This is a genomic window from Paenibacillus sp. Y412MC10, from assembly GCF_000024685.1.
In the GTDB taxonomy this organism is placed as follows: domain Bacteria; phylum Bacillota; class Bacilli; order Paenibacillales; family Paenibacillaceae; genus Paenibacillus_AQ; species Paenibacillus_AQ lautus_A.
In genome coordinates this window covers 1,689,379-1,716,077 of sequence record NC_013406.1, presented here as the reverse complement: position 1 = coordinate 1,716,077, position 26,699 = coordinate 1,689,379, and the positions used below count along the sequence as shown (strand labels likewise).

The window sequence follows — 26,699 nt, the reverse complement described above, 5'->3', positions numbered from 1 at the left end:
ATGAAATACGCCTGAGAGTAGCAACGGCGAATTCACCAGACATATTACCCATGTCATTCCTATTCGTCCGGTACATACAGAAAAGACAGCGAACGGTTTCGCTGTCGTAGTATACAAGCCATATTGTCCTGCCTCCCGAATGCATATTAATTACTTTCCGGAGTCTCCCCGAGCAAACGCTCCGCTAAAATGGCGGGCTTCTCTAAACGTTGTTGTACCGTTGGCCAGTTCTCCTTCGTAGCCGTATGAATAACCATATCGTAAGGGACCCCCCTGATCGTCAGGCCATTGCGTTCGATTCCGGTTCGCGGCAGCCCGCAGTGATCATGAAAAGAAACGACGCTCGCATTCTCGATAACCGTATTGGAAAACACACTGGACAAACCCAGAATATCGAACGCAACGTGAAAAATAAGCCATACGCTGGCAGGAGCGGCTGGGATCGAATCGGAAATGATCCATCTTCCCCAATTGCCGGCTTGACCATCAATATCATAGATCGCGATGGTTCCGATCGGCACTCCCGAGAGAAGCTCAATGCAGAAGTAATAATCGCCCTCTCTATGAAAATATTCTTTCAACCATGCTTCATGCACAGCATAACGAGAGTCGATTTCTCCGATGTACTTCGATAACTCAGGGGACCTTCTCAGCTTGAAAATAAATTCGGCGTCGTCCATCGTAATCGGTCTTAATCGAATGCCGAAACGTTCAACGGTGATGTTGTGGTTCACGACTTCACCTCAATGATCCTGGCGATGTCATCCAAGCTTTGAATACCCGCTACTTCCCTGATGGAAAAGCGAACATCGAATTGCTCTTCAAGGCGAAGAATGAGCTCCATGTGCTTTAAAGAATCCCAATTCGGCAATTCTCCCCGCTTTGGATTACCTTGAGGCGGAATCGGGGTGTTCAACACCTCGGATAAGATCGACCCAATTTGTTTGCGTATTTCCGTCATCGATTTACCTCCACTCTGGCAGGATGGTTCCCGCAAGCAGCTTTTACACGTGCATAGAGATCCCTAAGCGGCAGCTGTTCCGGCGAGCCCTCAACAAAACGCTTTATCCAGTCCAAGGCGGGGGCATTCCGCGGCCCCTGGGACATCTCAATGTGGATACGCTGCACTCCGCGATCCATCAATTTCTCCAAGATCCAGGCAAAGGCTACCGTTTCAATGTCACGTCCAAGCGCCCTGCAGCTAAAAAGCGTCTCGATGAGATGCGCTTGTTCGCCATCCAACCTGCATACAAAGGTGCCGATAATTCCGCTGTCTGACAGTATATCCGATAGGCCAACCGTAATCGTAACGTATTTGGAGGCGTCCATAACGTCATTTGCTTCATTTTCTGTCATACGCCTTAAAGCTAGGTTAAACTGATTTGTTTTATGACTTAGATCATACAGCCGCTTGACATGGGAAGCTTCATTCTCATAAATGGTAATGACCATGTTCAAGCTGTCTAAATAGGAATGGTAATCCGATGCGGTTTGCCTGATCTTCTCTCTTGCCTGATTGGCCTGGATATCCGTTGTTCGGGATACGGCAATGTCATCCCGGTGAAGTTGATACAATCCAGGAAAATGACATAAACCCAGCATCGTTTCTTCACCGTTTCGTTTGGCACGTAGAAGGCGTACCTCCGGTAGTTCTGCAGCCATCTTCACCAATTCCGCCGGATTGTCATCCACAAACAAGAAGGCAGACGGATCGATATTCAGTATTTGAGAGAGCCGATTCAGATTTTCTGCTTTTGTCTGCCAATTTGCACGAACAGCGGCAAAATCGTCCCATCTCAGCGGAAAATCGGTGCGCGCATCGAACAGTGCTTTAACATCTTCCTCCTCATTTCGGCTGCACAAGGTAAGCATAATTCCTGATTGTTTTAGTTGAAGCAGCAGCCTTTGCAACCGATGATGGCCTTCCGTTAACGTTACCCCTTCAGCTCCTTCTTCTCCGAGGACTCCGTGATATAGCGTATCATCTAGATCCAGGGCTATCGCTTTAAGCCTCGGAACCAAGGAAGCGGGCAAGAGCTGGACGCCAAGGTGACGGGAAATAATCGTTGTTGCCTGATTGGAAAATGGGTAGTTGCTGATTTCTTCGTTCCGATAATCATAGAAGGATTCGGTGCCTTCATGGGCCAATTGGGCTAAATCGATCAGAACACAGCCCGTGTTGTTCTCAACCGCCCCCAACAAAAACGAATTTAACTTCCGGAACCATCCACGGTCGCTGGCACGGAAGCTGAGCACCCTATCGGCATCTTCCAAGGACTCCGGCCAGTTATTTATCCAGATCGGTTTATCCGTTACCATTCGCAGTTTAACGATCCGTTCATTCAGCCATTGTGCAGCTTCTTGTGCACTCATAGAGCGGGCGTAAATCCGCCAATCTAACCAGATGATATATACATCCGCCTGAGCTTCCCCTCCAATACCGGACAGAGCGCTATCATAATCTGAGTAATCAAAACAGACATCAGCCTCCCATAATCCGCAAAACGGAGACATCAAATTGGCAACAAACTCAAAGGGCATCGTTCTGTCAACTCGTATTCGGAAGGTTCGAATGCTTGGAAGCTTCGGGCTTCCTGCAATCCGACCCCTGGAGGGAAGGGAGCACAGCAGAGAATCCGCTAAATCTAAACGGGTTAACACATGATTCATTCCTATACCTCCCTCCTGATTTCAGAGCTTTGACCTGGCCATCATGCCAATGTTCTTGATACTCCCGGAGCCTATCCCGCTAAAGCCATTGGCATTAATATAACCCGAGCTCCTTACCCCACACATTGATTCTTTCTAAATAATGATCCAATAAATGAACCGTCTTCAGATCCTCCACGCCCCAATAGAGCTGCTGGAACAAGCTGCGTTCCAAAACGCGCTGCAAATAGGCCATTTTGTACAACGTAACCGGGTCCGTATCGAACCGGATTCCATATTTGAGCATTTCTGCGGCATATAAAGGCGCACAGCGTTCAATTACGGCATTTTCGTCGCCTCTCCAGTCCTTGCGGTATGCAAAAAACACACCCATTAAATTAAACATATCGAACCAGCAAGGTGAGAAACGTGCACCTTCCCAATCGATAAACTTAATGTTCCAGTTCTCTTCGGCTACATTGTGGCAGCCGATATTCGGTGTTTGCAGATCATTGTGAATGATGCTTTTACCTGCCTGCAGAAGCTCGGGAAAATAAATAGGTCCTTTTTGTAACATGGTACGGACATTAGCGTAGCTAGACTCCAGCCTCGCCTTTAATTCGGGACGTTCCATTGCTTTATCCAGATATTCTATAGTTCTTTGATGCGTCTTCTGGCGCTCTTGCGTTGAGTTGGGGGAATCGTAAAGCGGGAGCCATTCCTCGAATGTTTCCCAATGACTATAAAAATTGTCGTTATAGGTTAGCGCGTGAAGTTTCGCCAAGGAAGGGATAATCCGGTCAAAATAATCAGGTGTAAAGATAACCTGACCCTTTACTTGAGGGACGAACTCCATGAATACCCATACATCATCACCATTCATACCTTCCACGATCAGATATATGTTAGGTATCAGATCCGATAAAATATGGGTTGCTTTTCGGTACATGTTTAACTCGATAAGTTTCTGTTCGTTCACGGGTGCTTTGAATATCTTTAAAATCATTGGATATTTTTGTCCGTTTGCCGTAATTTCGAGTTTCCAGATTGCACTCTTGAATGTTTCTTTCAAACACTCCATATTTCCGTCGTTCAAAACAACGGAAGATCCGAAATGGCTTGCAATCTGATCAGCGCATCCAAGCTCCCGCCACTTCAGACTTATATCGTTAAGAGGCGGGTTTGCCAATAAGGCTTGTGCATCCTCAAGCCCTTTATTATATCCATCTTCTTTTCCCTTTTTAAATCCATCCGCACGACCTTGCTCGAACCCTTCCGAATTTCCTGTTTTCACCATATCCGCGATCCTCCACTCCGTATTCCTTTTATATCCTATGTGGAGGACCTCCGACATGACATTAAAAAAACGCGATTTAACATTCCGTATACACGATTTTACATCCTGCGAATAATTGGATCTTTATGCGGATGGGCGCTGGATAAACATTGTAAAGCAACGCAAAATAACCCGCAGAACACGCGGGTTAACCGTGTAGTATTCAACTTCGTATTCATAGGACCGAATGTTTCTAGCGCTAATAAAGCTCCAAATTTTTTCCTAAGACCTTGATTTTTTCTAAATACGCCGGCAGCAGCTTCGCCTCTTTTTTTCCGGTAACAGCCCAATTCAGCTGCAGATACAGCCCTTTCTCGAGTATTCGTTTTGCAAATGCCATCTGATACAGTTTTAGTGGATCCGTATTAAAGATAACTCCGTGCTTTCTCATCTCATTCGAATATAATTGAACGCAGCGGCGGGTTATATCCTCTTCCTGATCCCCCCATTCTCGGCGGTATGCCAAGAAAACCCCGATCAAATTGACGAGATCAAACCAGCACGGGGCATATTTTGCGCCTTCCCAATCGATAAACTTGATTTTCCACGACTTCTCCTTAACATTGTTGGTCGCTATGTTTGCAGTGTGAAGATCTCCATGGATAATGCAGCAGCCTTCATGAACGACCTCCGGGAAATAATCCGGCCCTCTCTGCAGCAGGCCCTTTACGAGTGAGTAGTATGGATTAATCATATCTTTCAACTTGTTGTTTTTCATCGCTTCATCTAAATAAAATAAGGTTAACTTATTTATGTTTTTTCTTTCTTGTCTCATAACATTGGAATTATATCGAGGCAGCCAATCACCGAATAGTCCCTCATATTGTATAAAGCGTTCATTCATCGTAGAGGAGTGGAGCTTCGCTAGTGTCGGAATGATTTTGTCAAAATGATCCGGATTATACTGAACTCGCCCTTTAAGAGGCTCAACGTATTCCATGAATACCCACAAATCGCGTCCGTTCATATTTCGTTTGGTCTTATAGACCAGTGGCATGAACGGTTGAAGCACTGTTCTTCCTTTACGGTAGATATTTTTCTCAACCGTGCTTTCCGGCCGGTCTTTTTTGAGCGCTTTCGAAATTTTAAGAATGACGGGGACGCGCTTTTGGTCATGTTCGATTTCAAGTTTCCATATGCTGCTTTTGTAGGAGTCTTTTAAACATTCCATGGTTTGATGAACCCATCTCGCTTCGGTGCCAAAGGACTTGAATGATTTGGGGAAACCCATCTTACGGCATGTTCTTCGAATGAATCGCTTGTCTATTCTGCTGGTTCGACTCATTAGTCCTCACCCCATTTTTTGCTTTTAACCATCGTATGTCGAACATAGCGATACAAATCCATTCATTCGCCTACCAAACGGAAATGTGCTCTGGCTCAAATTGGTCCGCGGGGTTCTTCCATACATAATTTTGATTCGGTAAACGGGATCGTTCTTCAGCCTTAGTTATATAGAATGCTACCTGTGTCGTCTAGGCTAAGGTAACAGCCTGTCTCCCATCTTCATACCCTTTCGCAAATCCGGCTTTAAAATCTTCCATGTAGGAATGATCATACCCTTTGTCATGGATTTGGTGGGATAAAGGCCGGGATCTGCCGGCCTCAGACCTGGAGCTGTAGCGTCCACCGGCTCGATGGCGCTTGACTGGCTTGCCATGGCGGCGTTTAGTAACTGATGACTTCAGGCTTCTCAGCCCTTTTGCGAATGACTTCTTCCGTGCCATGGGTGAAGCCTTACGATGATTCCTGACCGTTAATGCCGTGTTCATGGCGAATCCTCCTGCAAGGTTCAATTCGTAGCTTCTAACCCGGCCTCATTGTAAAATAGCTGGCACTCGGATGTTATCCAGGGCGATGCCGGACTGCCTAATTTGTACCGATTTAACGGAATGCCTGTCAACATTTCAGCCATCACGGATTGATAGCCGACAAGCAGCCGAATATTCTCCGCAAGCGTGCGCGCGGTTGTTTCGGAATGTGCCGTAACCTCTGCGATACTTTCCAAAATACTTGCCAGCGCTTGCTGGCTTCTAGCAATGGATGATACCATAGCAATCTTGGCCTCATGTTCCCGTTGTATGCGCGCGATCATGAGTCCGTATCTCCGAAATCGAATGCATCAAATCCCATGGCATCATCTTGTTCAGCGTCCGTTCCGAGAATAATCCGCAGATTACGGCACAGACCGGAGCCTATTTTCGTCAAGCCCTCGATTTGCTCGACAATTTGCTCGTGAATGGATAACGAATCCTTCAACTCTCCCTTGGAACGAGGATATTGAGTCAAGACCCATTGACAAACCTTTTCGGCTTCTACCGCTTTCCCTTGAAGAATGAGATAGGTATTATATTGAATAGTCACGGATGCATCGAGAATCCGCATGAACGATTCCTCTTTACTCACATACATTCCCCCTTAACCAACGAAGTCGGATCCCATTATTCTTCGCCTTGCTCGTTCGCTCTAAGCTCTTTCATTACGATTTCCAAACTGTCTGCCGATGTTTGTTGCAGGTCGGCCATGGCGTTCAAATAAGCAGCAATGCTGCTATTGACTTGTTCCACCTGGGATCCTGACGACCGGCCACCTAATAATTGTCCCCCTAACGATGGTCCTCCTAACGATGATCCTCCTCGTGAATTCGGTTCTTCGGAGGCTTGGATTTCATGATTCGGTAAGGAATGTATAATTTGAGCCATGCGGACTGCTGCATGACGCTGAGCTTCTAGAATGCGCGCTAATTGCTGCTGGGAGTGCGATAGGTATTCGACCATATCATCTATTTTTTTCTCCACGACATAACTCTCCTTCGCTCATCATATTTTTCAACATATGCTTCGACAAGCTTCCTGGTGCCATCAATAATGCCATCCTTCGAATCAAGTGAATAGATCCTTAGCTGGCAACATCGTTCTATATTGCTGCGGAACTCGCCCTAACCATTCGCTTATGCTTTCCTGTAATGATGGAAGCCCCTCATCTAGTCCTCCAACCTCCGTTAACAGCTCGGGGCGGAACAGAGCACAGCATGCATTTAACCGGTTATGGATATCCGCTTCGTCCCCGGAAAGTACGGGGGTTCCTGACTGTGCAAAACTAACGCAAACCGTTTTGATAGCGGGTGCATGTTCCAGCTCATCCATCAGACCGCCGATCCAGTTATCCATAACAGGTGTACAGCCATATAGAATAACTAACTTCTTCCCGTGTGCAGCACGAAGTGCCTTATTAAGAACAACCGCTATGCCTTGACCACTTCTCTCCATAATGTGTCGTACCGCTCCGATCCGGCCGCGCACATATTGCCTGGTTCCTTCCGAGGAGCCGGCATCAGCTATGAGCAGCTCATATGGATGCGGCGTTAAGGCTTCGATTCTTCTAATCTTGCCAATGGCATCTTCGTTTGGATCATGAATGGGAATGATGATGCTGATGCCCTCAAATGAGGCTTCTCCGTTTTTTTGTCCGTGTTGAACGCCATAAGAATAGCCAACGATAAATCCATCCTTCCGTCCTTCAACCGGATCAGCTTTGGGAAGAGTCGCCGATAAAGATGTCCGTAAGCGAGTGCCGCGTCTCTTCATCGTAAAAAGTCCTTCATATACATTCCGCCTCCCGTTTCTCATCACTGCGTGAGGACCGAATAATCATTTGGCAATTCATTTCTATTGTATGTTGACTTTCTCGCTTCGTGACGGCATCCACAGGGACCATTCCATTCTCTAAACGTATGATCATCTTCCATATGTAAACAACACTTGATTGGAGTAACATGTTCGTAAATGAGCGTCATTCGGAGAACTCCTTAGTATTCACTTTCGCGGATGATTGCACTGAGGCTCTTTCGGAACGGCATCTTCATCATGTTGACGAATGGGACCTCCCACGGTTACTAAAAAGGATGGGTGGAATCTCGCTTCCCCCATCCTTCTCCTCCATTATGTTGCCATCCGGCCTATTGAGATCCAGTACAGCCAGCCTTCTGAGATCACAGTGCCTGCCGGCCGCGTAATTCCGATGGCCACCTCCGCATGCTGCCGTTTTCGAATGCCAGCTTGAAACACCGGATCACTGCACGATGCCACCACTACATAATGTTCATCTTGATAGGAGGTCTGAAGCGGTATTGCAATTTCGATCGTTTCTTGTTCATCAGAAAAGATGAAGGGGAAATATCCAAACTGCTGAAGTAAAGGCATATCAGGAATCCCTTGAACCGGATTAAAGGAAAGATGACTCGGTTGAACCGATTCAAGCGCTAGTTTGGAAGAAATAATGGATTCGGATGACAGATGAATACTGTGTACGGCATAATCCTCAATCGCTTCACTTCTTACGCTGCGATGCTGCAGATGGGAAGCACTGATTACATCATCAGCCAACGCGTGATCCATCACATCATTATCTAAATCTGACCACTTGCCGGAAGTTCCTCTGATGGCTATCTTCTTATTATAGCCATCGTACCGCCGAAAGGGCCTTCCCCTTCTTATCCTGGTGATCCTTCTGGCTTTGTTCACTGTCAGCTCTCTCCTCTGCTTCTAATCGTTACCTTCATCCTATTCAAGAGAAGGGGCTACTGCCACAGTCGGTTAGATGGTTTGCATCAGGTTAGCCCATCGTTCTGCCGTATGATCCCATCTGAAACGCTGACGTACCGTTTCACGGCCAGCCATCCCGATTCGGGTACGCAGATTCTCGTCCTGAAGCAATCCGTTAATCCGTTCGGCAAGCCCGCCAGGAAAATCATCCCTTTGAACCAGGTAGCCCGTCACGCCGTTCTCCACGATCTCCGGGATACCGCCTGCATTCGCAGCGATGACGGGAACTCCTGCAGCCATGGCTTCCACGTTCACGAGCCCAAAGGCTTCCCTCGGCGCTGAGGGGACAACCACAATATCGGCAAGCGAGTACCAGTCTGCAATTGCGGGATAAGGGATAAAGGGGCGGAAAAATACCCATTGGGTATAAGGTCCGGCCGTTCTTTTCAGTTCCCGTACATATGCGGTTTCCCGATCGGATCCGTAGGCTGCACTCCCGATGATAAGCAAAAGAACATCCGGATGCTTGTCAATGATATGAGGCAATGCGGCAATCAGATGGTGAACCCCTTTGTCAGGGATGAGCCGTCCCGCAAACAGAATGATTCGCCGTCCGCTCCATCCGTAATGAGCAAGCTTTGCCTCTCTTAGTGCCTTGGCAGCAGGACTGAAAGCAGGAGTAAAATGATCAAGACTCACACCAAGATGATTAATCGTGATCTTCTCCAGAAGCCCAGCATGTCTTGAAGTGATATCCTCCAGCAGGAAACGGCTGTTCACCACAATGCCGTCCATCCAGCGAGCAATGGTCCCAAAACGCTGCTCGCTCATATACGGAGGTGAAATAAATGTATTGGAGTGAAGATTCAATACGATTTTCACATCCGGCAGATGCATTTTGAGGCGCTGCGCCAGCAGCGGCCGATTGTGAACTTCGATAATATCCGGTCTCCACTTCTGAAGCCTCCGCAGCAAGGAAGGATAATAATTCGTTCCAGATGGCAGGCGGTAGCACGGAACGCCGTTGATCGTGTCTTTTGAAGGGAGCCCTTTTCCCAGTACTCCGAATATGCGCACATCCATGGCACCCTGCGCTAATGGAATGGTCTGCTCTACTACCCGCTCGACGGAGCTGCTCCTCCCCGATGGAATGACAAACGATCCCGGCGTCACAACCGCCACCTTCCGCAAACCCATAACTCCACATCCTTCTCACATCTTATCTATATGAAAAACACCTACTGATATATCAAAGGTTCCCCCTTGACCCGTAGTGTTTCGTTGCCATATCCAAAATGCGCATACCTGTTCATTTGTATGGTTAGATACCTTAACATATACCGAATCAGGGCCTGTTGGTGACTAATTCCCGACAAAGAATAGGCCAACCACGGGCGACACCCGTCCATCCGGGACAATCATCCTCACGCATACGATATGGTACAAAGACTACAGGATTATGGTGACAAGGAGGGTGACCATGCATCTGGAATATGTCGGCATTCTGCTCAACAACAATACGTATCGCAGAATTTCCAGCGGGGGAATCGGCACTGAATCACTGGCCAACTACGAAGAAGCTGCTGCCATGAATGGGTTGGTTCCTTGTTTTTTTACAATCCATCATATTTCACTAGAGACTGGAAAGGTGACTGGTTTTGTTCCGGCTCCAGCTGGATATTCGCAAGTGCATATTCCCATCCCACGCGTTATTCATATGCGGGCTATTTATCATAAAAAACAGGAGCAGGCGCTGATTGATCAACTGATCAAGCGCGGGGTATTCGTTTATAACGGGCGTACGCGTTACGGTAAAAACGTTATACATCATATGCTGGAGCAGGACCAGGGGATATTACCATCCCTGCCTCATACGGTAGAAGCTACCCCTGCCTCGATTCGCTCCATGCTGAGCCAGCACGGGGATCTTGTTCTAAAACCATGTAATGGAAGCATCGGGGTTGGTATCATGCGATTAAAAGGTAACTCTTTACGCAGTCAATTCACTTACTCCCGCTCATCCCCATCGGCCAAGGGCTGGCGAACGGTTACCTTGCCGCCCGGTAAGCTCCATCCTCTGATCTATCAGCGGATTAGGCAAGCTCCATTCGTTGTACAGCAGCGCATACCGCTTGCCGAATATGATGACCGCCCCTTTGATATCCGAGTTACCGTTCAGCGCGGGGGAAGCGGGCGCTGGGAAGTCGCCGGCATGTTCGCCAAAACATCGGCTCCACGAACGTTTGTCTCCAACATTGCTCAAGGCGGCTCAGCCTATCGGGTCCCGGACATACTCGCCCGCTGTATGCCTGACTTGCCTGTAGGACTTACCATCGAACGAATTGCTGAGTTTTCCCTCCATGTCGCCAAGACGCTGTCCTTGTATATTCCGTACGCAGCTGATTTTGGAATGGATGTCGGCATTACCGAGAATGGAAAGATCTATTTCATTGAATGCAATGGCTGCGATCAACGTTATGGATTTCGGGAAGCCGGAATGGAGGAAGTTTGGAAATACTCATACTACAATCCGATGGCTTTTGCCCGGTATCTTTATGATAACGGGGTCTGGCCGCATTATTGAATGGAAAAAACCAGCCTCTCCTGAGAACGGGAGAGGCTGGTTCATGACGATTTTAATGGGGAACCTGGGAGTTGAAATCCCCTTTACTGGATTGATCCGCATGGTAAAATACGACATCCCCATCCAGCAGGGTAAATCTTTTGCCATACGGATCGGTATAGGTTCGGCTGTACCCTTCAAGCTGCCACTGATTCATGAGCGGTGCATGAATGTATTGCAGATGGGGCTTGGCCGTATTGCCCTCCCGGATCGTCTCGATGTTGAAATTGACCACGATATACCCCTTCTTCAGAAATACAGAGGACTTCTCGTCCAATCGGTTACTCCGCCCATAAGCCGCCAGATCCGTTCCTTTCTTCACCACATAGACGTCGGCAGGAAGGCTGTATTCACCGTACCAGCGCTGAACAGCGGCGTTGGCCCGCTCTCCGTCAACGGAGGTTGGCAGCCCCGACTTTGGCCCAATCAATGTTCGAATGCCGGAAGGCAGCAGCATCCAGTCGAGCCGGCCTACCCAGGTCTTGCTCTTGCTGATCTTCTCCATGTACTGCTTCGCGTAGGCCGCCGGGGACATTCCCGCCGGTGCCCCACCGTGGTTGTATAGATACGAAGCGGTATCCTGCAGTTCCTCTTGGGGTACATTGCGCAGCCTTTCATTCAGAATGACGTAACGCTTCTCTGTATCCTGAGGGGAACCGATTCGAATGAACTTCCGGTTTCCACTGTGGTAATACAGATCGACAGGCTGACGTCCGCTGCCGTCTTTATTCACGAAATAAAAGCTCGGCGTAACCGAAATGCCGTCCTGCGCCCCGAACATATTGCCCTTCGTCTTCAAATCGAATTTGAAGTGGTATCCTGTCTTCACGGCCGCATTCTTATACCCCTGTGCCGGATGCTTGCCCGGAGCGATGGGAAGCGTATAAGGCAGCGCGTTCCCCCGGGCCTCGCCGTCAATGCCGCGGAGTCCTGTCCAATAGGACGCCCCGCTTGGTGACGCATTCCCTTTTTGTTTGCGGAAGACCGTCTCCCAGTTATAATCGGCAATATCCGTGATATGAAAATCATACACGCGCCCGATCACTTCTACAGGTTCTATATCCGTAGCCACATGGTGGGATAAATTCGTGTTGGCATCGGGCTGCGTCGTATAGTCGGGCGGCGCGTTCTCCGCAATCGTACGGAAGTACACCTGGTAATCGCCCTCATCTACCCACACCGGCAGAAAAAACTCCGTGTCCAGCTGTGCCGTCGGGATCGTGATCCAGGTGTCTTTTGGATAGAAGGTGCGCTTGTCGCTGCTGTACACATCGAACGGAAAATAAACCTGCTTCGATCTTACATACTTCGCATAGTCCCGGTTTCCGTATCCCTGAATGTTCCGATGCTGGCCTGAGGTAGGGATGCGTACCGTAAACGGCCGATCCAAGATGAAGGCGGACCGATTCGGATTGGGGGTCGTCTTCTGGTTGTGGGCCTGATCATCCGTTACGGAGGAATAGTTGACGACCGGGGTGTGGACCGTGACGGTGTTTATGGCGTTGACCGGGAACGATTGAGGGGACCCGCCATTAATGTTGCCCGGGATGAGCTCGTAATCAATCGTACCGGTGCTCGCCGTATTTGCTTTATTCAACAGCGTACTGCTGATAAGATAGTTTCTGCCGTACAATACGTCTCTTTGAATCGTCGCTGCCGGAGGGATAATCCCTGGTGATGGCGCCGTTCCCTGTGCCCAGCTGTCACTCATGACGGTAGATCCGTTAAACAGGACTTTGTCGTTTCTTACCTGGTTTTGGCCCACGGCCGACTCGGCTGCGGACGTAAAATCAGTTGTCGGCACCGCCGGTCTGCTTGAACCGCCTGGAACGGTTTCCGTCCCTAAATCCACTTCTTCGCATGAAGCAGGCTCCACATGATCGTCAAGACTCGTGCTGTGATCGGACGTAAGAACGGGAGGTGTGTAACCGGCTGGAGTGAGGCTCACCGAACCGCCTGGTAAAGCATAGTTGCTGACAGTCGTTTTGGACAGCTTATAAACCTCCAGGTTATCGATTTGCCAGTAGGAGTACGGCCTCGTTATCGTCACCTGTTCTTCTACCGGAACCTCTTCTTCCATAGGTTCATCGGGCGTGCCGGGATCATCCGGTCCTGAGCTTGGCGTTCCCGGGATCGTCCAGGTGAGAAGGTATGTTTTTTTGACGGGAACGGTGTAGGTGATCTCCCCCGTCATGTTCGCCCATTGGTTCTTGTACAGATAATTGAGGCCAAACACATTGACGTACAGGGATTCCGAAGTCGGTATCCCGTCAAGAACATCAAACTTTTCTGAATCCCGGTTATCCGCCTTAATGACACCCGTTGCCACGGGGTCCATTACCGTGTGCGAAGTAACAGTTCCCTTTCTAGCAGCACCGATTTGGATCCCGCATGTGTTGGGCGGACCGCCTGAGCCTCCATCTCCACCGCCGCCCCCTCCTCCGTTATTTCCGCACGTTGACCCTGCCCCCACCTGAATCATGGCATCGTCGGTTTCGTCCAAGGCTTGGGCCGTGTCCTTAAAATGAGCCGTAATCGTCGCTTGCCCCGTCGTTGCCACGGCTGTAACCACACCGGAAGCGTTCACGGACATGATGCTGTTATCCGAGCTTCGCCAAGTCAACTTATCGTGTCTTTGCAGATTGTATGTACTTCCGTCTACCTTCGTTAATTTCGCTGTAAGTTGAACGGTACCGGCCGGCGGAACACAGGTGGGGCCGGTAATTTCCAGGCTTGATGTTCCATCTGCAAAGGTGGCTCGGAGGAGTTTGTCTTTGTACATATAAGTGTAGGAATCAAAAGACACCCAAAACTTAGCAAAGTACCATACCTGCTTTGCTCCTGGATTTGCCCAGTATCGGTTGTAAGTGTCATTGTTGAATGTTTGAGTATAATACATCCTTATACTATCAATTGAAGTGACATCTGCTATTTGCCCTACTAAGGTGCTTGGATCAGTTGTCCCAGTAGATCCATGAACATCTGGAATTCGTGATGTATTGTCAATCTTTGTATTTGAAGAACTTATATCATTAGTAGAGATAGCACTATGTTTTATCCACGTCCCTTCCAAGGTATGCCCGGTTTCACTTATCAAAAAAGCAGTAGTTCGATTGATAGGTAAAGATAATTTATTATCCGTACAGCCAGGATATTTAGGAAGTTGGTGTCCTTGAATTGTTTCTTTTTCTACATAACCATTACAGTTTCTATTATCCATGATAGTTCCATTGGTACTTGATGCTTTCCATAATTGGCCAAAGTTATGACCTGCATCTGTTACTGACCACCTATCCCAATAATATACGCCACCATAATTGGTATTATCTACTGATGAAACCTTTAGTCTTGTACCACTTAGAGAATCCTTTCCAGCCCATGTTGTAGAACCAGGAGTAAACCCTTTGACTGTTCTGATAGGGTTATTAGTACTCTTATTTATCCATTCAAGTTTTTTTATTACTTTTCCTGCGGGAGCATTTACACTAATTCTTGTGGTTTCTAGCTCCTTTTTAGATGAAAATAATATTCCACTATATTCGTAATCTTCAGTAGTTGTTACAAAATCATACGTAATATTCTGTGTAGTATCAGCAGCATCCAAGGTGTCGATCGGAGGAATGCAAATAGAGACTATAGACAATGAAAGAAAAAAAATCGCTGTTTTAAATAAATATTTATTCTTAATCATGTTGAGTTACCTATCGTATGAGCTTTGACTTTGATAGGGTACTCTGATAAATCGGAGCTCCAGCCGAGATAGTTTCTACTAAGACCCTAATGTTTCCGTCTGTGCTAAAACCAGTTTTCGGGATAACTAGACCATTAATTTTTCTTTTTGGATCTTTGGATTCAACAAGATATGCCATATTCAATAGTTCTCCAGTTGGTTGGCCGTTATATCCCAAGATTGCTAGATTCAATTGATTAATTGGGTAGGACTTAGGCTTTTTATTTATCGGCAAATGTGACTTCAATACGATTACATAAGCTTGAAGATCATTAGTAAAAAGATTTTCTTTCGAACCAAATTTCCATACTAGTTTATCTTTACTTGGCAATAGCTTGCGATTCGGATCTTTCGGATCATTCCAATCTATTGCAATAAGTTCATCAACTTGGGCTACTATGGATCCATCCGGCGCTCCGAAACGCAATTTGGATGTTTTCCATGAATCAATTCCAAAATTTTTGTTATGATTATCCGGCCCATTAAAAATCTCCGGTGCCACCGAGAAAATATTCGTCTTGTGCCAATACCCCTCAGCTGCAGCTACTGCATATTTATCCACGGGTAGCTCCTTGCCGCTTTTTACCTGAAGCAGTCGCTCAATGACCGCAATCGCTTGAGCTCTTGTGGTAGCGCCTGTTGGTGATATTACGCCCGGGGCGGTCCCGGATATGATGCCATCCTTGGATGCAAGATACATCCACTGCTTATCCTCTACATTTTTGTACCCCAGTGCTTTTACCGCCAGTTTGGACATTTCTTCACGCGTCATCCGTTGAGTCAGGTTACCGTCGGCATAATCGCCGACTTTATAGATCCCTGCCGATTCTGCTGCCGTCACGTAAGGAGCATACCAGGAACCTGAACTTGTAGAAGCTGCCTCAAGCTCCAGGGCCGACACCGCCATTTTGATGAATTCCGCTCGGGATACCTGTTGGTTAGGCAGGAATCTTTTATCCGGGTACCCATCCACATAACCTCGTTGTACCGCATCTTGAATAGCTGCCTGGGCCCAGTGGCCTTGAATATCCGTAAACTGGATAACCGGGGTCTCACGAGACTCCACCGCTTTGCCGATCGTATTGTCTTGGGCCGCCTCCGCCACGGCCGAATTCAAGCTTCCGACGATCACGGTTAGCACCGTTAATACACTCATCAAAATCTTCTTTTTCATGCATATCCTCCTGAAAATCGTTATAGATAAACCCTATGTCATTGCTTCATATCTCCTTTCTACGCCCTTGCTTAGGGACATCTACCGAGACTCTCACAATTACACAATGCTTACAGTTTTGTATGGATGAGAGAAATTGTAGTTATTTTATCATATAATCCACTATTTTGGTATAATATTCCTAACCTGATTCTAGTTGACTAGTTGATTCATCATCTCTATTCACGACCGCAGTTGCACCCTGAACATGACAAAACCTCGACGATAGTCACATGAATTTGTGTCCATTCGTTCGAGGTTTAATTGTTACATGTAGTGAAAGTGTTATAAACCGGTAGTGGATTCTTCCCGGTCCCCGGCCTGAATTTCAGCCTTCTCCGCGCTTTGCTTATATACAGCAGCCAACACCTTTTCATAAGCGCTTTCAAATTCATCCGGCAGGATCGGCTTGATTTTGTCCATTACATTCAGCAGTTTAAATAATGCCTGTACCTCCTCTTCCGTTAAACCAAGGGGGTACATTGCAAAATGTCCAATGAAGGTATAGCCGCGGCCGCGGCCTTGGTGAGTGATGGGGATATGCATGGCACTGAGGGCATCCATATCCCGATAAATGGTTCTTTCACTGGTTCCACAGCGTTCGGCAAGCTCCCGAGCAAGTATTCCTGGTCTTGCTTGTACAAGGGTAATGATTCTCATTAGTCGGATCAGTCGGTCTGTCATATGGCATTCTCCCTATCTTTCTAGTAAATTAGACATATTTTTGTTGACTGCTAAATAGTACATTCGACCCTGATATCATTTTTCCTTTTTTATATAGGGATTCTTGTTTCCTGGTTATGACTTAAGTCTAAAGTCCCTTTTCCAGTTCGCATTTTCAGAATAAAACTGCTGATATGTATTCTTATATAGAACACTAAGTTTATAAAGGACTTCGGCCTCCTTTAAATATTCCGGATCTCGAAATCGGGTTGCGTATAAAAGCATCTCATCTGCCTGTCTACGAATCAGATCTTCACCTTGAGTCAAATTCCCCTGTTCCAGCTCTTCTCTTGCCTGCTCCAGGATGAAAGCATTCTGGTATAATTTCAGTACTTTCTCTACCCGGTAATCTGCTTTTCGGTATCTCAATGTCGTATGATTGCTGAATTGAAGCGGTATCGTTCGGGACGGCTGCAAAACCACCTTCTGCTTTAGAACATCCATATAGGTCCATAAAGCAGTAACGATCGGATACACCCCCGATTGACGAGCACCGACACTCAGCTCAAGAACCAACTGCTTGGTTCTCCCTTCGGACAAAGAGCCTAAAGACAACGAGATGTTGCGATCATTCAGAACCTCCCCTTGGCAGCCATACATCTGTTCCACTTGAACGCCTTCTCCTAATTGAAGGTGCAGCTGGACTTCTTCGGCTATGCGCCGACGAAGTCCATTGGACTGCGTTTTCTGCTTCTGGACACCAGCCCTCCACTCGATCAGCAGAAAGACTTGATTAGTGCCGCCAGCGAACACATGGCTGTGGCTCCATGTATAATCCGAATACAAGCCTGACTGCAATACATCCACCTCTTTCCTCTTCTTCTAATAATGTACCAATAGAGAGGGACATCTTACTGTCACGGAACATATGTTCCCATCCTAATTTCGACAAAAAAAGACCACAGCCCTTATGAGCTGCGGTCTTTCGTGGATATGCTTTATGTCAGTTCGCGTACAAGGAAAACTGCGGCTAACCTCGGAATGCCCTTCCTTTACAATAAAATGGTGTTGACGACGGCAAGCAGCACAACATATATCCCTAAAGCGATCCCAATGAATTTGACCAGCTGGGTTGAGCCGATCCGGTACAACTCGATTGCGGCGGCGCTGTTTGCTGCCAATCCGGTCATTAGAGCAAATACAAGGAGGAAGAAAGCCGGCTTTACCAACAAGAAGCTGAGCAGTCCACTAACGATAAGCACCGTTCCGAACGGCAGCTGGAACGAGCCCATTTTGGCGATGTAATCCTTCATGTCGAGCTTTTGTTTGGTCATCATGTTCCCGGCAAGCCAGAACGAACCCAGCAGGATGACGGTTGAGAACAATCCCAGCAAAAGAAAACGGCTCCCCATGCCGAAATCGCTTAACAAGGCGGACATCATGCCCAGTCCGGAATAGAACATCCGCTTGACTCCAAGGCCGAACAACCAAAAACCGAGGATGCTGGAGGCCATCCCGATCAGGCCATAGATCATGCCTGTTTGATCCCCCCGCATGTTCAGGGCGCTCATCGGATTTTTCAATAGATTCAGCAGCACCTGACCATCGACTTGAACGGCCGATGAAGTTTTGGCATGCGAGCCTCCGGCCGATGCGGAATCGGGACGCCCATGTTCCGGCTCCGCATCGGCCGCCGTGTATTTCGCCGAGATGTCGTTAGCGCATTGATGTGCGACGCCATCCGTTAATTCTTTACCGCAATGAATGCAAAAGCCCATTTTCTTCAAAACTCCTTTTCTCCTGTTATGGTTTATGTATACTGATTCAAGTTACGACCTAGTATAAAGGATAAATGTATTATTTTGTAACTGTTTCTGCCATAAAACGTCAGATTCAGACGATATTTTCTGTTTGTTTAGGATACTCCCATCCTGCAGCAGAATGAAAACGACTTCGATAGATTAACGCCAACCAACGCAAAAAAGCCCGGAGCGTTCTCCGGGTTTTAAAGGCTGCTTATTTGAATATACGGGATCTACTAACCTATTACCGCTGCCGAAGCGGACTTCGTATCTCCCATAAATCTTTCAGTGCGTTGAATGGGCGCGTACGTGACTTTATCGATTAATAAGCCGTTGCCTACGGGCTTTCCATTCACCGTTATCATAATTTTCTTCACGTTGTTATCTTTCATCATAATCGCAATCTCCTTTTTATCTGTTAGATCATTTTATGTTCATTTCGTATGGGATGGCCTCTATGCGCTTGCTTGAATACATTACCCGCCGCATTGGCAAGTTAAACAACTTAGCTGCGAATGGATTCACTTCCCATGCGAATGTGGGTAATATATATTAATAGAAACCTGTCGAAATCTGATTCGTATTTACTATAAATAATCGAATGGTGGTGACCCCGCATGTTTAAGCCGTCAAAATCCAGGCTCATCCAACTTTCATTTATTCTGCTGGTGGCAGGAATCGCGTTGCCGGCCGGAGGACGGACCGCCAGCGCCAATTATTTCAATAATATGTACGATAATATCCAGCAGTTCACGGGACTCCCCGATGAAATAAACCAGCTTAAGAGCAACTATAACCAAGCCCTGCAAGAGCTTGATAAAGCCAAGATCGCTTCCGAACGGCTGCAGCAGCAAAATCTGACCCTGGCGGAACAGAACTCCAATCTTGCAGAGCAGAACCAGCAATTAACCCAAATGGTAAGCCAGTTACAGGAGGCTGAAGCCGCACGAAAGCGCGGGGCGGAACGTTTAAAAACGGTAGCGATCACCGCCGTGGCGTTGGCTGCCGGATACTTTGTCATCATTCGTGTCCTGCGATTCGGCATGCGCCGAACGAACCGTTCGAGATAGGACAAGCTCTTATCCAGTTCCATACCATTCAACCAGGCAAAAGGAGGCGCGGCGATGATTATCCGAATGGAAGATGCGGCCGGCAGCGGAGCAGGTCAAGCGGTTACGTTCTCCTTGACGGAGGGGGACACGGCGCATGTCCTTCATCCCGAGCAGATCGTTGCCTATCGGGGACCCTCCTCCGGGCGCAGCGATCGACTTATGAACGTGAAGGGCATCTACCGCAAAAAAAAGCTGATCCGTGCCGACATTACGGGACCCAGCCAGTTTACGGCTGCGCTTCCCCCGGGCTTCAACATGCATGAAATTCAGCTGGAAGGCGAACAGGACATGCTCTATGATTTTCGTCATGTTTTCTTTTACACCCGGTTTGTTACGATGCAGACAAGAATACTGAAAATCAAAAACATGCTGGTCACGCGAGATGCCATTAAGATGAAGTTTTCCGGGAATGGCAGCATCGGCATTCTGACCCAAGGCCCGGTATGCAAAGTCAAGCTGCATCCTACCGAGCCGCTGTATGTGGACGCCGGAAGCATCATCGCCTACCCCGAAGCCGCTAAGCTGGATCTGACCGTATACGGCAATCATCTGGCCAGCCAGCACATGAACTATCACTGGAAGCTGACTGGCGACGGTTATGTTCTGTTTCAAGCGGGACGCCAGAATCAGCGGCTCGTGAACGATTTAAACGACGAAGGCATCATCAAGCGATTCCTGCGGGAAGCAATTCCCTTCGGCGGAGTGTTTATCAAATAATCCGGCCGTGTTATAATGGAGGGCGTAATCGGACTGCATGCCGGTCACGGCTCTCCATGCGGTCACAAGGACAACAGAAGACAATCCATGCGCCTGCATCGGTGCGTGGGAGAGGTTCGTGAACTCCCTCTATAAAAAACTATCGTGTCTTATTCGGTGTTACACCCTAAGAATAAGGCTTGTTTTTTTACGGATTCAGTTCAATGAACTTCTCTTTCTTCTACGGGATCGGCCCTCTGGGGCTGCTCTTAAATTATGAAGGATGAGAGGTTTTTTTATGCTTAAAAATGAAAAAGCAGTCGTTGTTTTCAGCGGGGGGCAAGACAGCACCACCTGCCTGTTCTGGGCGAAGGAACGCTTCGCCGAGGTGGAAACCGTAACATTCGATTATGGACAACGCCATAAGCTTGAAATAGAATGCGCGGCACAGATTGCCAAGGAGCAAGGCGTGAAGCAGACGGTGCTTGATATGAGCCTGCTTAATCAGCTGGCACCGAATGCATTAACGCGCAGCGATATCGAGATCGCCGAAGGCGACGGCTTGCCTACGACGTTTGTGGATGGCCGAAACCTGCTGTTCCTCAGCTTTGCAGCCGTGCTGGCCAAGGGCGTCGGAGCGAAGCATCTGATCACGGGCGTATGCGAGACGGATTTCAGCGGTTATCCCGACTGTCGGGACAGCTTCATCAAATCGCTCAACGTTACGTTGAACCTGGCCATGGATTACCCGTTCGTCATTCATACTCCGCTCATGTGGCTCGACAAATCCGAAACCTGGGAGCTTGCCGACCAGATGAATGCGCTCGAATATATTCGCGATCATACGTTAACCTGTTATAACGGCATCAAGGGAGACGGCTGCGGGGAATGTCCTGCATGCCAGCTGAGAAAAGCGGGGCTCGACAAGTATATGCAGCGCCGCAGCGGCATCTCCGAGAGGGGGCGCCTGGTATGAGCCGCGAGCCCGGGGCTTTCCGCATTGTAGAGCATCTGCAGAAGCTTGGCGAAGACATCGATGCCGGAAGCCTGCGTTACCATCGGAAGCGGGTGCTTGTTTCCAAAGAGTTTACCTTCGATGCTGCGCACCACCTGCATTGCTATGAGGGAAAATGCAAAAACCTGCATGGCCACACGTATAAAGTGGTTTTTGGTATCAGCGGAACTCCAAACGAGGTCGGCATTACCGTGGATTTTGGAGACATCAAGGATTGCTGGAAAACGAGTATCGAACCTTACCTGGATCACCGTTACCTGAACGAGACCTTGCCGCAGATGAATACGACAGCAGAGAACATGGTGGTCTGGTTGTTTGAGAAAATGGAGGAGGCCCTCCGCAGCAGAGAATCCTACGAGGAACAAGGCATGCGAACGGAATTCGTTCGCCTGTTCGAGACGCCGACCAGCTATGCCGAGGTCAGACGGGAGTGGATGATCCATGAATAATGTGCATGAAACGCCTGTTACGGATTCAAACGGGGGCTCCTCCCCTGCCATGACGGTGGACCGTCCGATTCCCGTGATGGAAATTTTCGGTCCTACCGTTCAAGGCGAAGGCATGGTCGTTGGCCGCAAGACGATGTTCGTTCGGACGGCGGGCTGCGACTATCGCTGTTCCTGGTGCGACTCCGCATTCACATGGGACGGTTCCGCAAAGGACTCCATCTCGCTGTTGAGCGCTGATGAGATCTGGCAAGAGCTGTACCGTCTGGGCGGAGAACGCTTCGATCACGTCACCCTGTCCGGCGGCAATCCCGCTCTTCTTCCCCAGCTTGGTGCGCTTGTGGATGAGCTGCATCGGCACGGAATTACCGTTGCCGTGGAGACCCAAGGCTCACGCTGGCAGGACTGGCTGAATCATATCGATGAAGTCACCATTTCCCCCAAGCCGCCAAGCTCGGGCATGGATACGGACTGGGGCAAGCTCGACGATATCGTCTCGCGTTTATCCGCCCGTCCGCCCGGCAGAACCTTCAGCTTGAAGGTTGTGGTCTTTGACGATAAGGACTTGACCTACGCGGAAACGGTCCATGAACGATATCCGAACGTGCCATTTTACTTGCAGACCGGTAATCCCGATGTAGGCACTGGGGACACGACTTCGCTTGTCTCCCATCTGCTGGACCGGTACGAGTCGCTTGTTGATGCGGTCATGCAATCCGACCGGTTAAACGATGTGCGCGTCTTGCCGCAATTGCATACGCTCGTCTGGGGGAATAAACGCGGCGTATAGCACGGCATCAAGAATTTACCGATGATTGGATTGAGTTTGAATTCATATACATGAAGGAGTTATCATAAATGGCTGGAAGACAAAAAGAAGAAATGGAAGACGTTACCCTGCTCGGCAACCAAGGCACGAAATACACCTTCGAGTATGATCCCGGCATTCTGGAGAGCTTTGACAATAAGCATCCCTACCGCGACTATTTCGTCAAGTTCAACTGTCCCGAATTTACAAGCTTATGCCCGATCACAGGCCAGCCGGACTTTGCGACCATCTACATCAGTTACATTCCGGATATCAAGATGGTGGAGAGCAAGTCCTTGAAGCTGTACCTGTTCAGCTTCCGCAATCACGGGGACTTTCATGAGGACTGCGTCAATATCATCATGAATGACCTGATCAAGCTGATGGATCCGAGATATATCGAGGTATGGGGCAAATTCACCCCGCGCGGCGGCATTTCCATCGATCCGTACTGCAATTACGGTCGCCCGGGCACCAAATACGAGGAGATCGCCGCGAATCGTCTGATGAACCATGACCTGTACCCCGAAAAGGTGGATAATCGGTAAGAAACCACCTTTATGGGTTGCGTCATGATATTTTCCGATGTTGATTAAGTAAAGGGATGTCCGCGCATGGCGGGCATCCCTTTTTGTCGTGTCGATCCGTGTATATCCTTGATTACAGCGGATATTCCATATTCCGAAGACGGTAATGAACACGCCGCTTCTTGTACAGCATTTTCCCGGCTTCGGCCACATCGCTTATAGTGCCTTTGTTGCTGATCGAACCGAATACGATCCCGGCGATCGGAATCAGCTGAAACAGCTTTTTCATCCCGAAGTTATCGGTATACGACTGGACGACTTCACGCCAGCCCTGCAGTTGCGAGAAGACCTGCTCCGTCGCCTGGACGTCGTCAAAACTGGCAAGCTCCTCCAGCACCGCTTTCTTTCCGACGATGTCGGCGGATGCAAACTGCAGGCATTTCACGATAAACACCCGCTCCCGGGGATCGTTCGGATCATACCCGTAACAAAGGGCCATCTCCTGAAGCACCTTGAGCGATTGACCGAGCACCATGGGAAGATCGGCCGCTATCGTAAATACGCCTCCGATTCCCGTTGCCGCCCCTTGGGCCGCCGCGAATTTGACCCGCTTTACCGTCAGCGTATCCGCTGCCGCATCCATGACCTGGAGCGGCAATTTCGCGGCTGCTGCCAGCGTAAGTCCGGAAGCCACCGCCTGCTCCTCTCCGTTCCCAGCCCCGCCCGACTCCGCCTCGCCTGATTTCGCGGAAGGGTCGTTCACCGCGGCTGAACCTTCCAATCCAGCGGTCTGAGCCAGAACGTTCATGACCGACTTCTCGCGAACCAGATGCTTCCCGCCGCTTTGAATAAATCCGCCTACCTCGTTCAAGGCGCTTCCGATTTTCTCTTGAACAGCCTTGGGCGTGAGGCGATCCAGCAACATAAAGGGAATTCTTCCGAGCTTCTCCCAGAACATGACGTCCTTCTGTTCCTTCTCCCATTTCAAAATCTCTTGAAGCTGCGACTCCAGCTGGTGTCGTGATTCCATCTCTGCCATCCTCACTACTCCTCTATCCGAATTAAAACGATCTATGAAGGTTATACGCATAAAATTGAAGAAAGGCGCAATAAATTTCAAATTGAATCTTGCAACAGCATTCGCAAGGCGAACAAAAAAAGAGAACGACCCTTATCAGGTCGATCTCCCTTTGCTTATGTTAGCCGTCATGAAACGGCAGCAACGGATATGAACTTTATTTGCCCAAAAATGCGTTCAGCATCCACGAATGCTTCTGCACATCGCTCACCATGCCGGTCAACAGATCGGCTGTCGCATCGTCGCCCTCTTGGTTTGCTGCCTCGATACCGGACTTGAGCTCTCCGGCCACTTTCTCGAAATCCGCAACCAGCTGTCCGACCATCTGCTCGGCCGTGTTTTCATTCGAGACCTCCTGCAGCGTCGTCAGCTTCAAATATTGAGCCATGCTGGCGGCCGGTTTGCCGCCGATGGCCAGCATTCGCTCTGCCAGCTCATCCACATAACCAGCGGCCGTGTTGTACAGCTCCTCGAATTTCTCGTGCAGCACGTAGAACTGAGGACCTTTCACATACCAATGATAATGGTGCAGCTTCACGCCAAGCACACTCCAGTTGGCTACCTGCGTATTCAGAATTTGTTGAAGTTCATCGGTCGTATTTCCTTGTGCTTGTTGGGTTAGGTTACTCATCTATATCGTCTCCTTTGATATTGTATTTAGACTTATTCTAAATCCTTGAATTAATCATAACAGATTCTTGTCTCTTTTGCAAAGGAAATCGAAACTTCTCGGATGAAGATAGGATGAAGAAATTACCTCCGATTTATACCTATCCTAAATTATTTTTAAGACCGTCTGCTGTGATGGGCATCATATAGCTTCAGCTGCGAAATCCCTAGGATAACCCCAGAATTGATTTCATTTCCTTCCGTTTTTGCTTCGGATTCATCACGTACAACGTGTCCCCTGCCTCAATGACGGTGTTTCCTCTCGGCGTGATGATCCGCTTCTTCCGAATAATGGCCGTAAAGAGGATGTCGTCCGGCAGATTCAGCTGCTGAATCTCCTTGCCGACGATGGGCATATCCCCATCCACCAGCACGTGGCTGATCTCGGAATCCGTTTTTCCTAGTGCCATCAGCTCCAATAAGGACGGAGCCTTTGCTTTATCCTTCTCCACCAGTGCAAGCCTTTGCGTGAGCGGAGAGATTGTGGTGCCCTGGATCACCGCTGAAGTCAAAACAACAAAGAACACGACATTAAAAAACAATTCCCCCTGCCTGATTCCCGCCAGTACGGGATATGTAGCCAATACGATCGGTACGGCCCCGCGGAGGCCGGCCCATGAAATCAATATTTTCTCGCGGACGGCAAATTTGGCGAACAGCAGACTGCTGAACACGCCGATCGGCCTGGCGATGAAGATGAGAATCAAGGACAACAGGAGTCCTTGCCATACGACCTTCGACAGCTCGTTTGGGAAGACAAGAAGCCCGAGCAGCACAAACATCACGATCTGCATCATCCACGCGAAACCTTGGTTGAATGCTTGAATCGTCTTACGGTACGTCAGCTCGGTATTGCCGAGCAGCAAGGCCATAACGTATACGGCAAGCAAACCGCTGGCTCCAAGCCATGCGGCGGCGGCATACGTCAGCACGGCAAATCCTAAAGCGGTCACGGGGTATAGCCCCGAAGAATCGAAGTTGATGCGATTGATCACATAAACGGCCAGCATGCCGACAAGAATGCCGACAACCAGTCCCAATCCCATTTCCATGACAAAGGAAAAAATAAGCCCGAACAAATTTAGGCCCGGATGTTCTATCCATTCGATTAAGGACACGGTTAGAAACACCGCCATCGGGTCATTGCTTCCGGATTCGGCCTCGAGCGTCATTCGAAGCCTTTTCTTCAGATTCGTTCCGCCAAGAACCGAGAATACGGCTGCCGCATCCGTCGAGCCGACGATAGCGCCGATTAACAGCCCTTCTTTCAAAGAAATATCAAGCACGAAAGAGGCGCATAGTCCGATTACAACGGTTGTCAGCAGGACGCCTATCGTGGCAAGCGAAATGGCCGGACCCAGAACCGGCTTGATTTCTTTGAAGTCGGTCTGCATCCCGCCCTGAAACAAAATGACGATCAGTGCGAATATGCCGACCAACTGCGTGAGCTGCGCATTATCGTAGTAAATGAAACGGCTGAGAATCATCCCGATCGCGATAAACAGCACCAGAGCGGGCATGCCGAAACGGGAAGAGAACTTGGTGGTCAATACGCCTGTCAGAAGCAAGGCGCCGCACAGCAAAATCATGGAATCAACAAAACTTGGCAAGCTCATCCCTCCGGCGTCAGATTCGTTCATTTATTATTACCCGAAAAACACCGCCTTTTCGCATGCGCCTAAACCGTAAAACGCTTCGCTGCAGGGCTGGCTAACTCCGCCAACCGGACAATTCCGAATAGCCTTAGAAAACGTTTACTGGAAATTCCCTGCCCAATGACTTTATACT

28 protein-coding genes and 1 riboswitch are annotated in these 26,699 nt (G+C 48.6%); of the genes, 7 read left to right on the top strand and 21 right to left on the bottom strand.

All coding sequences use genetic code 11. The annotated features are described in order from the left end of the window. Nucleotides 1-146 precede the first annotated feature (146 nt). The 12 genes from GYMC10_RS07185 to GYMC10_RS07130 form a co-directional block, all read right to left on the bottom strand. A complete protein-coding gene (locus tag GYMC10_RS07185) occupies nt 147-734 on the bottom strand; it encodes a GNAT family N-acetyltransferase (protein ID WP_009591613.1) in 588 nt (195 codons plus the stop codon). Beyond that, nucleotides 731-961: an acyl carrier protein gene (locus GYMC10_RS07180; RefSeq protein WP_015733945.1), complete on the bottom strand. Its 231-nt coding sequence runs from the start codon at nt 959-961 to the stop codon at nt 731-733. Before GYMC10_RS07180 ends, GYMC10_RS07185 begins: the two co-directional genes overlap by 4 nt. Further along, entirely contained in the window at nt 958-2,373 is a 1,416-nt protein-coding gene (locus GYMC10_RS07175; RefSeq protein WP_251499236.1) for an HAD-IIIC family phosphatase, read from the bottom strand. Before GYMC10_RS07175 ends, GYMC10_RS07180 begins: the two co-directional genes overlap by 4 nt. 391 nt (nt 2,374-2,764) lie before the next feature. Then, nucleotides 2,765-3,946 carry a phosphotransferase gene (locus GYMC10_RS07170; protein ID WP_015733943.1) on the bottom strand — a complete coding sequence of 394 codons (1,182 nt, stop codon included), beginning with the start codon at nt 3,944-3,946 and terminating at the stop codon, nt 2,765-2,767. A 238-nt stretch (nt 3,947-4,184) separates the two neighbouring features. After that, a complete protein-coding gene (locus GYMC10_RS07165; RefSeq protein WP_036662636.1) occupies nt 4,185-5,156 on the bottom strand; it encodes an aminoglycoside phosphotransferase family protein in 972 nt (323 codons plus the stop codon). 304 nt (nt 5,157-5,460) lie between these two features. Next, nucleotides 5,461-5,757, bottom strand: a complete 297-nt coding sequence (locus GYMC10_RS07160) for a hypothetical protein (RefSeq protein WP_015733941.1) — start codon at nt 5,755-5,757, stop codon at nt 5,461-5,463. A 20-nt stretch (nt 5,758-5,777) separates the two neighbouring features. Next, nucleotides 5,778-6,080, bottom strand: a complete 303-nt coding sequence (locus GYMC10_RS07155; protein ID WP_015733940.1) for a hypothetical protein — start codon at nt 6,078-6,080, stop codon at nt 5,778-5,780. Further along, nucleotides 6,077-6,397 carry a hypothetical protein gene (locus tag GYMC10_RS07150; protein WP_235201757.1) on the bottom strand — a complete coding sequence of 107 codons (321 nt, stop codon included), beginning with the start codon at nt 6,395-6,397 and terminating at the stop codon, nt 6,077-6,079. The genes GYMC10_RS07155 and GYMC10_RS07150 overlap by 4 nt, the downstream gene beginning before the upstream one ends. A gap of 29 nt (nt 6,398-6,426) precedes the next feature. Beyond that, complete coding sequence (locus GYMC10_RS07145) at nt 6,427-6,783, bottom strand: hypothetical protein (protein WP_015733939.1); 357 nt, start codon at nt 6,781-6,783, stop codon at nt 6,427-6,429. An 84-nt stretch (nt 6,784-6,867) separates the two neighbouring features. Next, on the bottom strand, nt 6,868-7,572 hold the full coding sequence (locus tag GYMC10_RS07140; RefSeq protein ID WP_015733938.1) for a glycosyltransferase family 2 protein: 705 nt from the start codon (nt 7,570-7,572) through the stop codon (nt 6,868-6,870). Nucleotides 7,573-7,926: 354 nt separating this feature from the next. After that, entirely contained in the window at nt 7,927-8,508 is a 582-nt protein-coding gene (locus GYMC10_RS07135; protein WP_015733936.1) for a WIAG-tail domain, read from the bottom strand. 72 nt (nt 8,509-8,580) lie between these two features. Continuing rightward, nucleotides 8,581-9,726, bottom strand: a complete 1,146-nt coding sequence (locus tag GYMC10_RS07130) for a glycosyltransferase family 4 protein (protein WP_015733935.1) — start codon at nt 9,724-9,726, stop codon at nt 8,581-8,583. 283 nt (nt 9,727-10,009) lie between these two features. Between GYMC10_RS07130 and GYMC10_RS07125 the strand changes: the two genes are divergently transcribed. Beyond that, the gene (locus GYMC10_RS07125) at nt 10,010-11,113 is read left to right on the top strand and encodes a YheC/YheD family protein (RefSeq protein WP_015733934.1); all 1,104 of its coding nucleotides are present in this window, start codon (nt 10,010-10,012) and stop codon (nt 11,111-11,113) included. Nucleotides 11,114-11,165: 52 nt separating this feature from the next. Here GYMC10_RS07125 and GYMC10_RS07120 read toward each other — a convergent pair whose 3' ends face one another. From GYMC10_RS07120 to GYMC10_RS32485, 6 genes are all read right to left on the bottom strand, one after another. Continuing rightward, nucleotides 11,166-14,051, bottom strand: a complete 2,886-nt coding sequence (locus GYMC10_RS07120) for a DUF5704 domain-containing protein (RefSeq protein WP_015733933.1) — start codon at nt 14,049-14,051, stop codon at nt 11,166-11,168. 802 nt (nt 14,052-14,853) lie between these two features. Next, the gene (locus GYMC10_RS07115; protein ID WP_015733932.1) at nt 14,854-16,056 is read right to left on the bottom strand and encodes an S-layer homology domain-containing protein; all 1,203 of its coding nucleotides are present in this window, start codon (nt 16,054-16,056) and stop codon (nt 14,854-14,856) included. Nucleotides 16,057-16,380: 324 nt separating this feature from the next. Further along, the gene (locus tag GYMC10_RS07110; RefSeq protein ID WP_015733931.1) at nt 16,381-16,779 is read right to left on the bottom strand and encodes a helix-turn-helix transcriptional regulator; all 399 of its coding nucleotides are present in this window, start codon (nt 16,777-16,779) and stop codon (nt 16,381-16,383) included. 114 nt (nt 16,780-16,893) lie between these two features. Next, the gene (locus GYMC10_RS07105; protein WP_041621941.1) at nt 16,894-17,625 is read right to left on the bottom strand and encodes a hypothetical protein; all 732 of its coding nucleotides are present in this window, start codon (nt 17,623-17,625) and stop codon (nt 16,894-16,896) included. A gap of 185 nt (nt 17,626-17,810) precedes the next feature. Further along, a complete protein-coding gene (locus tag GYMC10_RS07100; protein WP_015733929.1) occupies nt 17,811-18,536 on the bottom strand; it encodes a hypothetical protein in 726 nt (241 codons plus the stop codon). Between the two features lie 260 nt (nt 18,537-18,796). Beyond that, nucleotides 18,797-18,955: a hypothetical protein gene (locus tag GYMC10_RS32485; RefSeq protein ID WP_009591751.1), complete on the bottom strand. Its 159-nt coding sequence runs from the start codon at nt 18,953-18,955 to the stop codon at nt 18,797-18,799. 222 nt (nt 18,956-19,177) lie between these two features. On the opposite strand from GYMC10_RS32485, the gene GYMC10_RS07095 reads away from it, so the two are divergent. From GYMC10_RS07095 to queF, 6 genes are all read left to right on the top strand, one after another. Next, entirely contained in the window at nt 19,178-19,630 is a 453-nt protein-coding gene (locus tag GYMC10_RS07095; protein WP_015733928.1) for a cell division protein ZapB, read from the top strand. A gap of 54 nt (nt 19,631-19,684) precedes the next feature. After that, complete coding sequence (locus GYMC10_RS07090; RefSeq protein WP_009591651.1) at nt 19,685-20,389, top strand: AIM24 family protein; 705 nt, start codon at nt 19,685-19,687, stop codon at nt 20,387-20,389. 110 nt (nt 20,390-20,499) lie between these two features. Beyond that, nucleotides 20,500-20,531: riboswitch (PreQ1 riboswitch) on the top strand. A gap of 135 nt (nt 20,532-20,666) precedes the next feature. Beyond that, nucleotides 20,667-21,344: a 7-cyano-7-deazaguanine synthase QueC gene (queC, locus tag GYMC10_RS07085; protein WP_015733927.1), complete on the top strand. Its 678-nt coding sequence runs from the start codon at nt 20,667-20,669 to the stop codon at nt 21,342-21,344. Continuing rightward, a complete protein-coding gene (queD, locus tag GYMC10_RS07080; RefSeq protein ID WP_015733926.1) occupies nt 21,341-21,832 on the top strand; it encodes a 6-carboxytetrahydropterin synthase QueD in 492 nt (163 codons plus the stop codon). The genes queC and queD overlap by 4 nt, the downstream gene beginning before the upstream one ends. Continuing rightward, nucleotides 21,825-22,619 carry a 7-carboxy-7-deazaguanine synthase QueE gene (gene queE / locus GYMC10_RS07075; RefSeq protein ID WP_036662526.1) on the top strand — a complete coding sequence of 265 codons (795 nt, stop codon included), beginning with the start codon at nt 21,825-21,827 and terminating at the stop codon, nt 22,617-22,619. The genes queD and queE overlap by 8 nt, the downstream gene beginning before the upstream one ends. Before the next feature lie 68 nt (nt 22,620-22,687). Further along, complete coding sequence (gene queF, locus GYMC10_RS07070; protein WP_009591586.1) at nt 22,688-23,185, top strand: preQ(1) synthase; 498 nt, start codon at nt 22,688-22,690, stop codon at nt 23,183-23,185. A 112-nt stretch (nt 23,186-23,297) separates the two neighbouring features. Here queF and GYMC10_RS07065 read toward each other — a convergent pair whose 3' ends face one another. The 3 genes from GYMC10_RS07065 to GYMC10_RS07055 all read right to left on the bottom strand — a co-directional run bounded on the left by GYMC10_RS07065 (nt 23,298) and on the right by GYMC10_RS07055 (nt 26,527). After that, entirely contained in the window at nt 23,298-24,203 is a 906-nt protein-coding gene (locus tag GYMC10_RS07065) for an EcsC family protein (protein ID WP_015733924.1), read from the bottom strand. 196 nt (nt 24,204-24,399) lie between these two features. Continuing rightward, nucleotides 24,400-24,873, bottom strand: a complete 474-nt coding sequence (locus tag GYMC10_RS07060) for a Dps family protein (RefSeq protein ID WP_015733923.1) — start codon at nt 24,871-24,873, stop codon at nt 24,400-24,402. A gap of 205 nt (nt 24,874-25,078) precedes the next feature. After that, nucleotides 25,079-26,527: a potassium/proton antiporter gene (locus GYMC10_RS07055; RefSeq protein ID WP_041621940.1), complete on the bottom strand. Its 1,449-nt coding sequence runs from the start codon at nt 26,525-26,527 to the stop codon at nt 25,079-25,081. Nucleotides 26,528-26,699 lie beyond the last annotated feature (172 nt).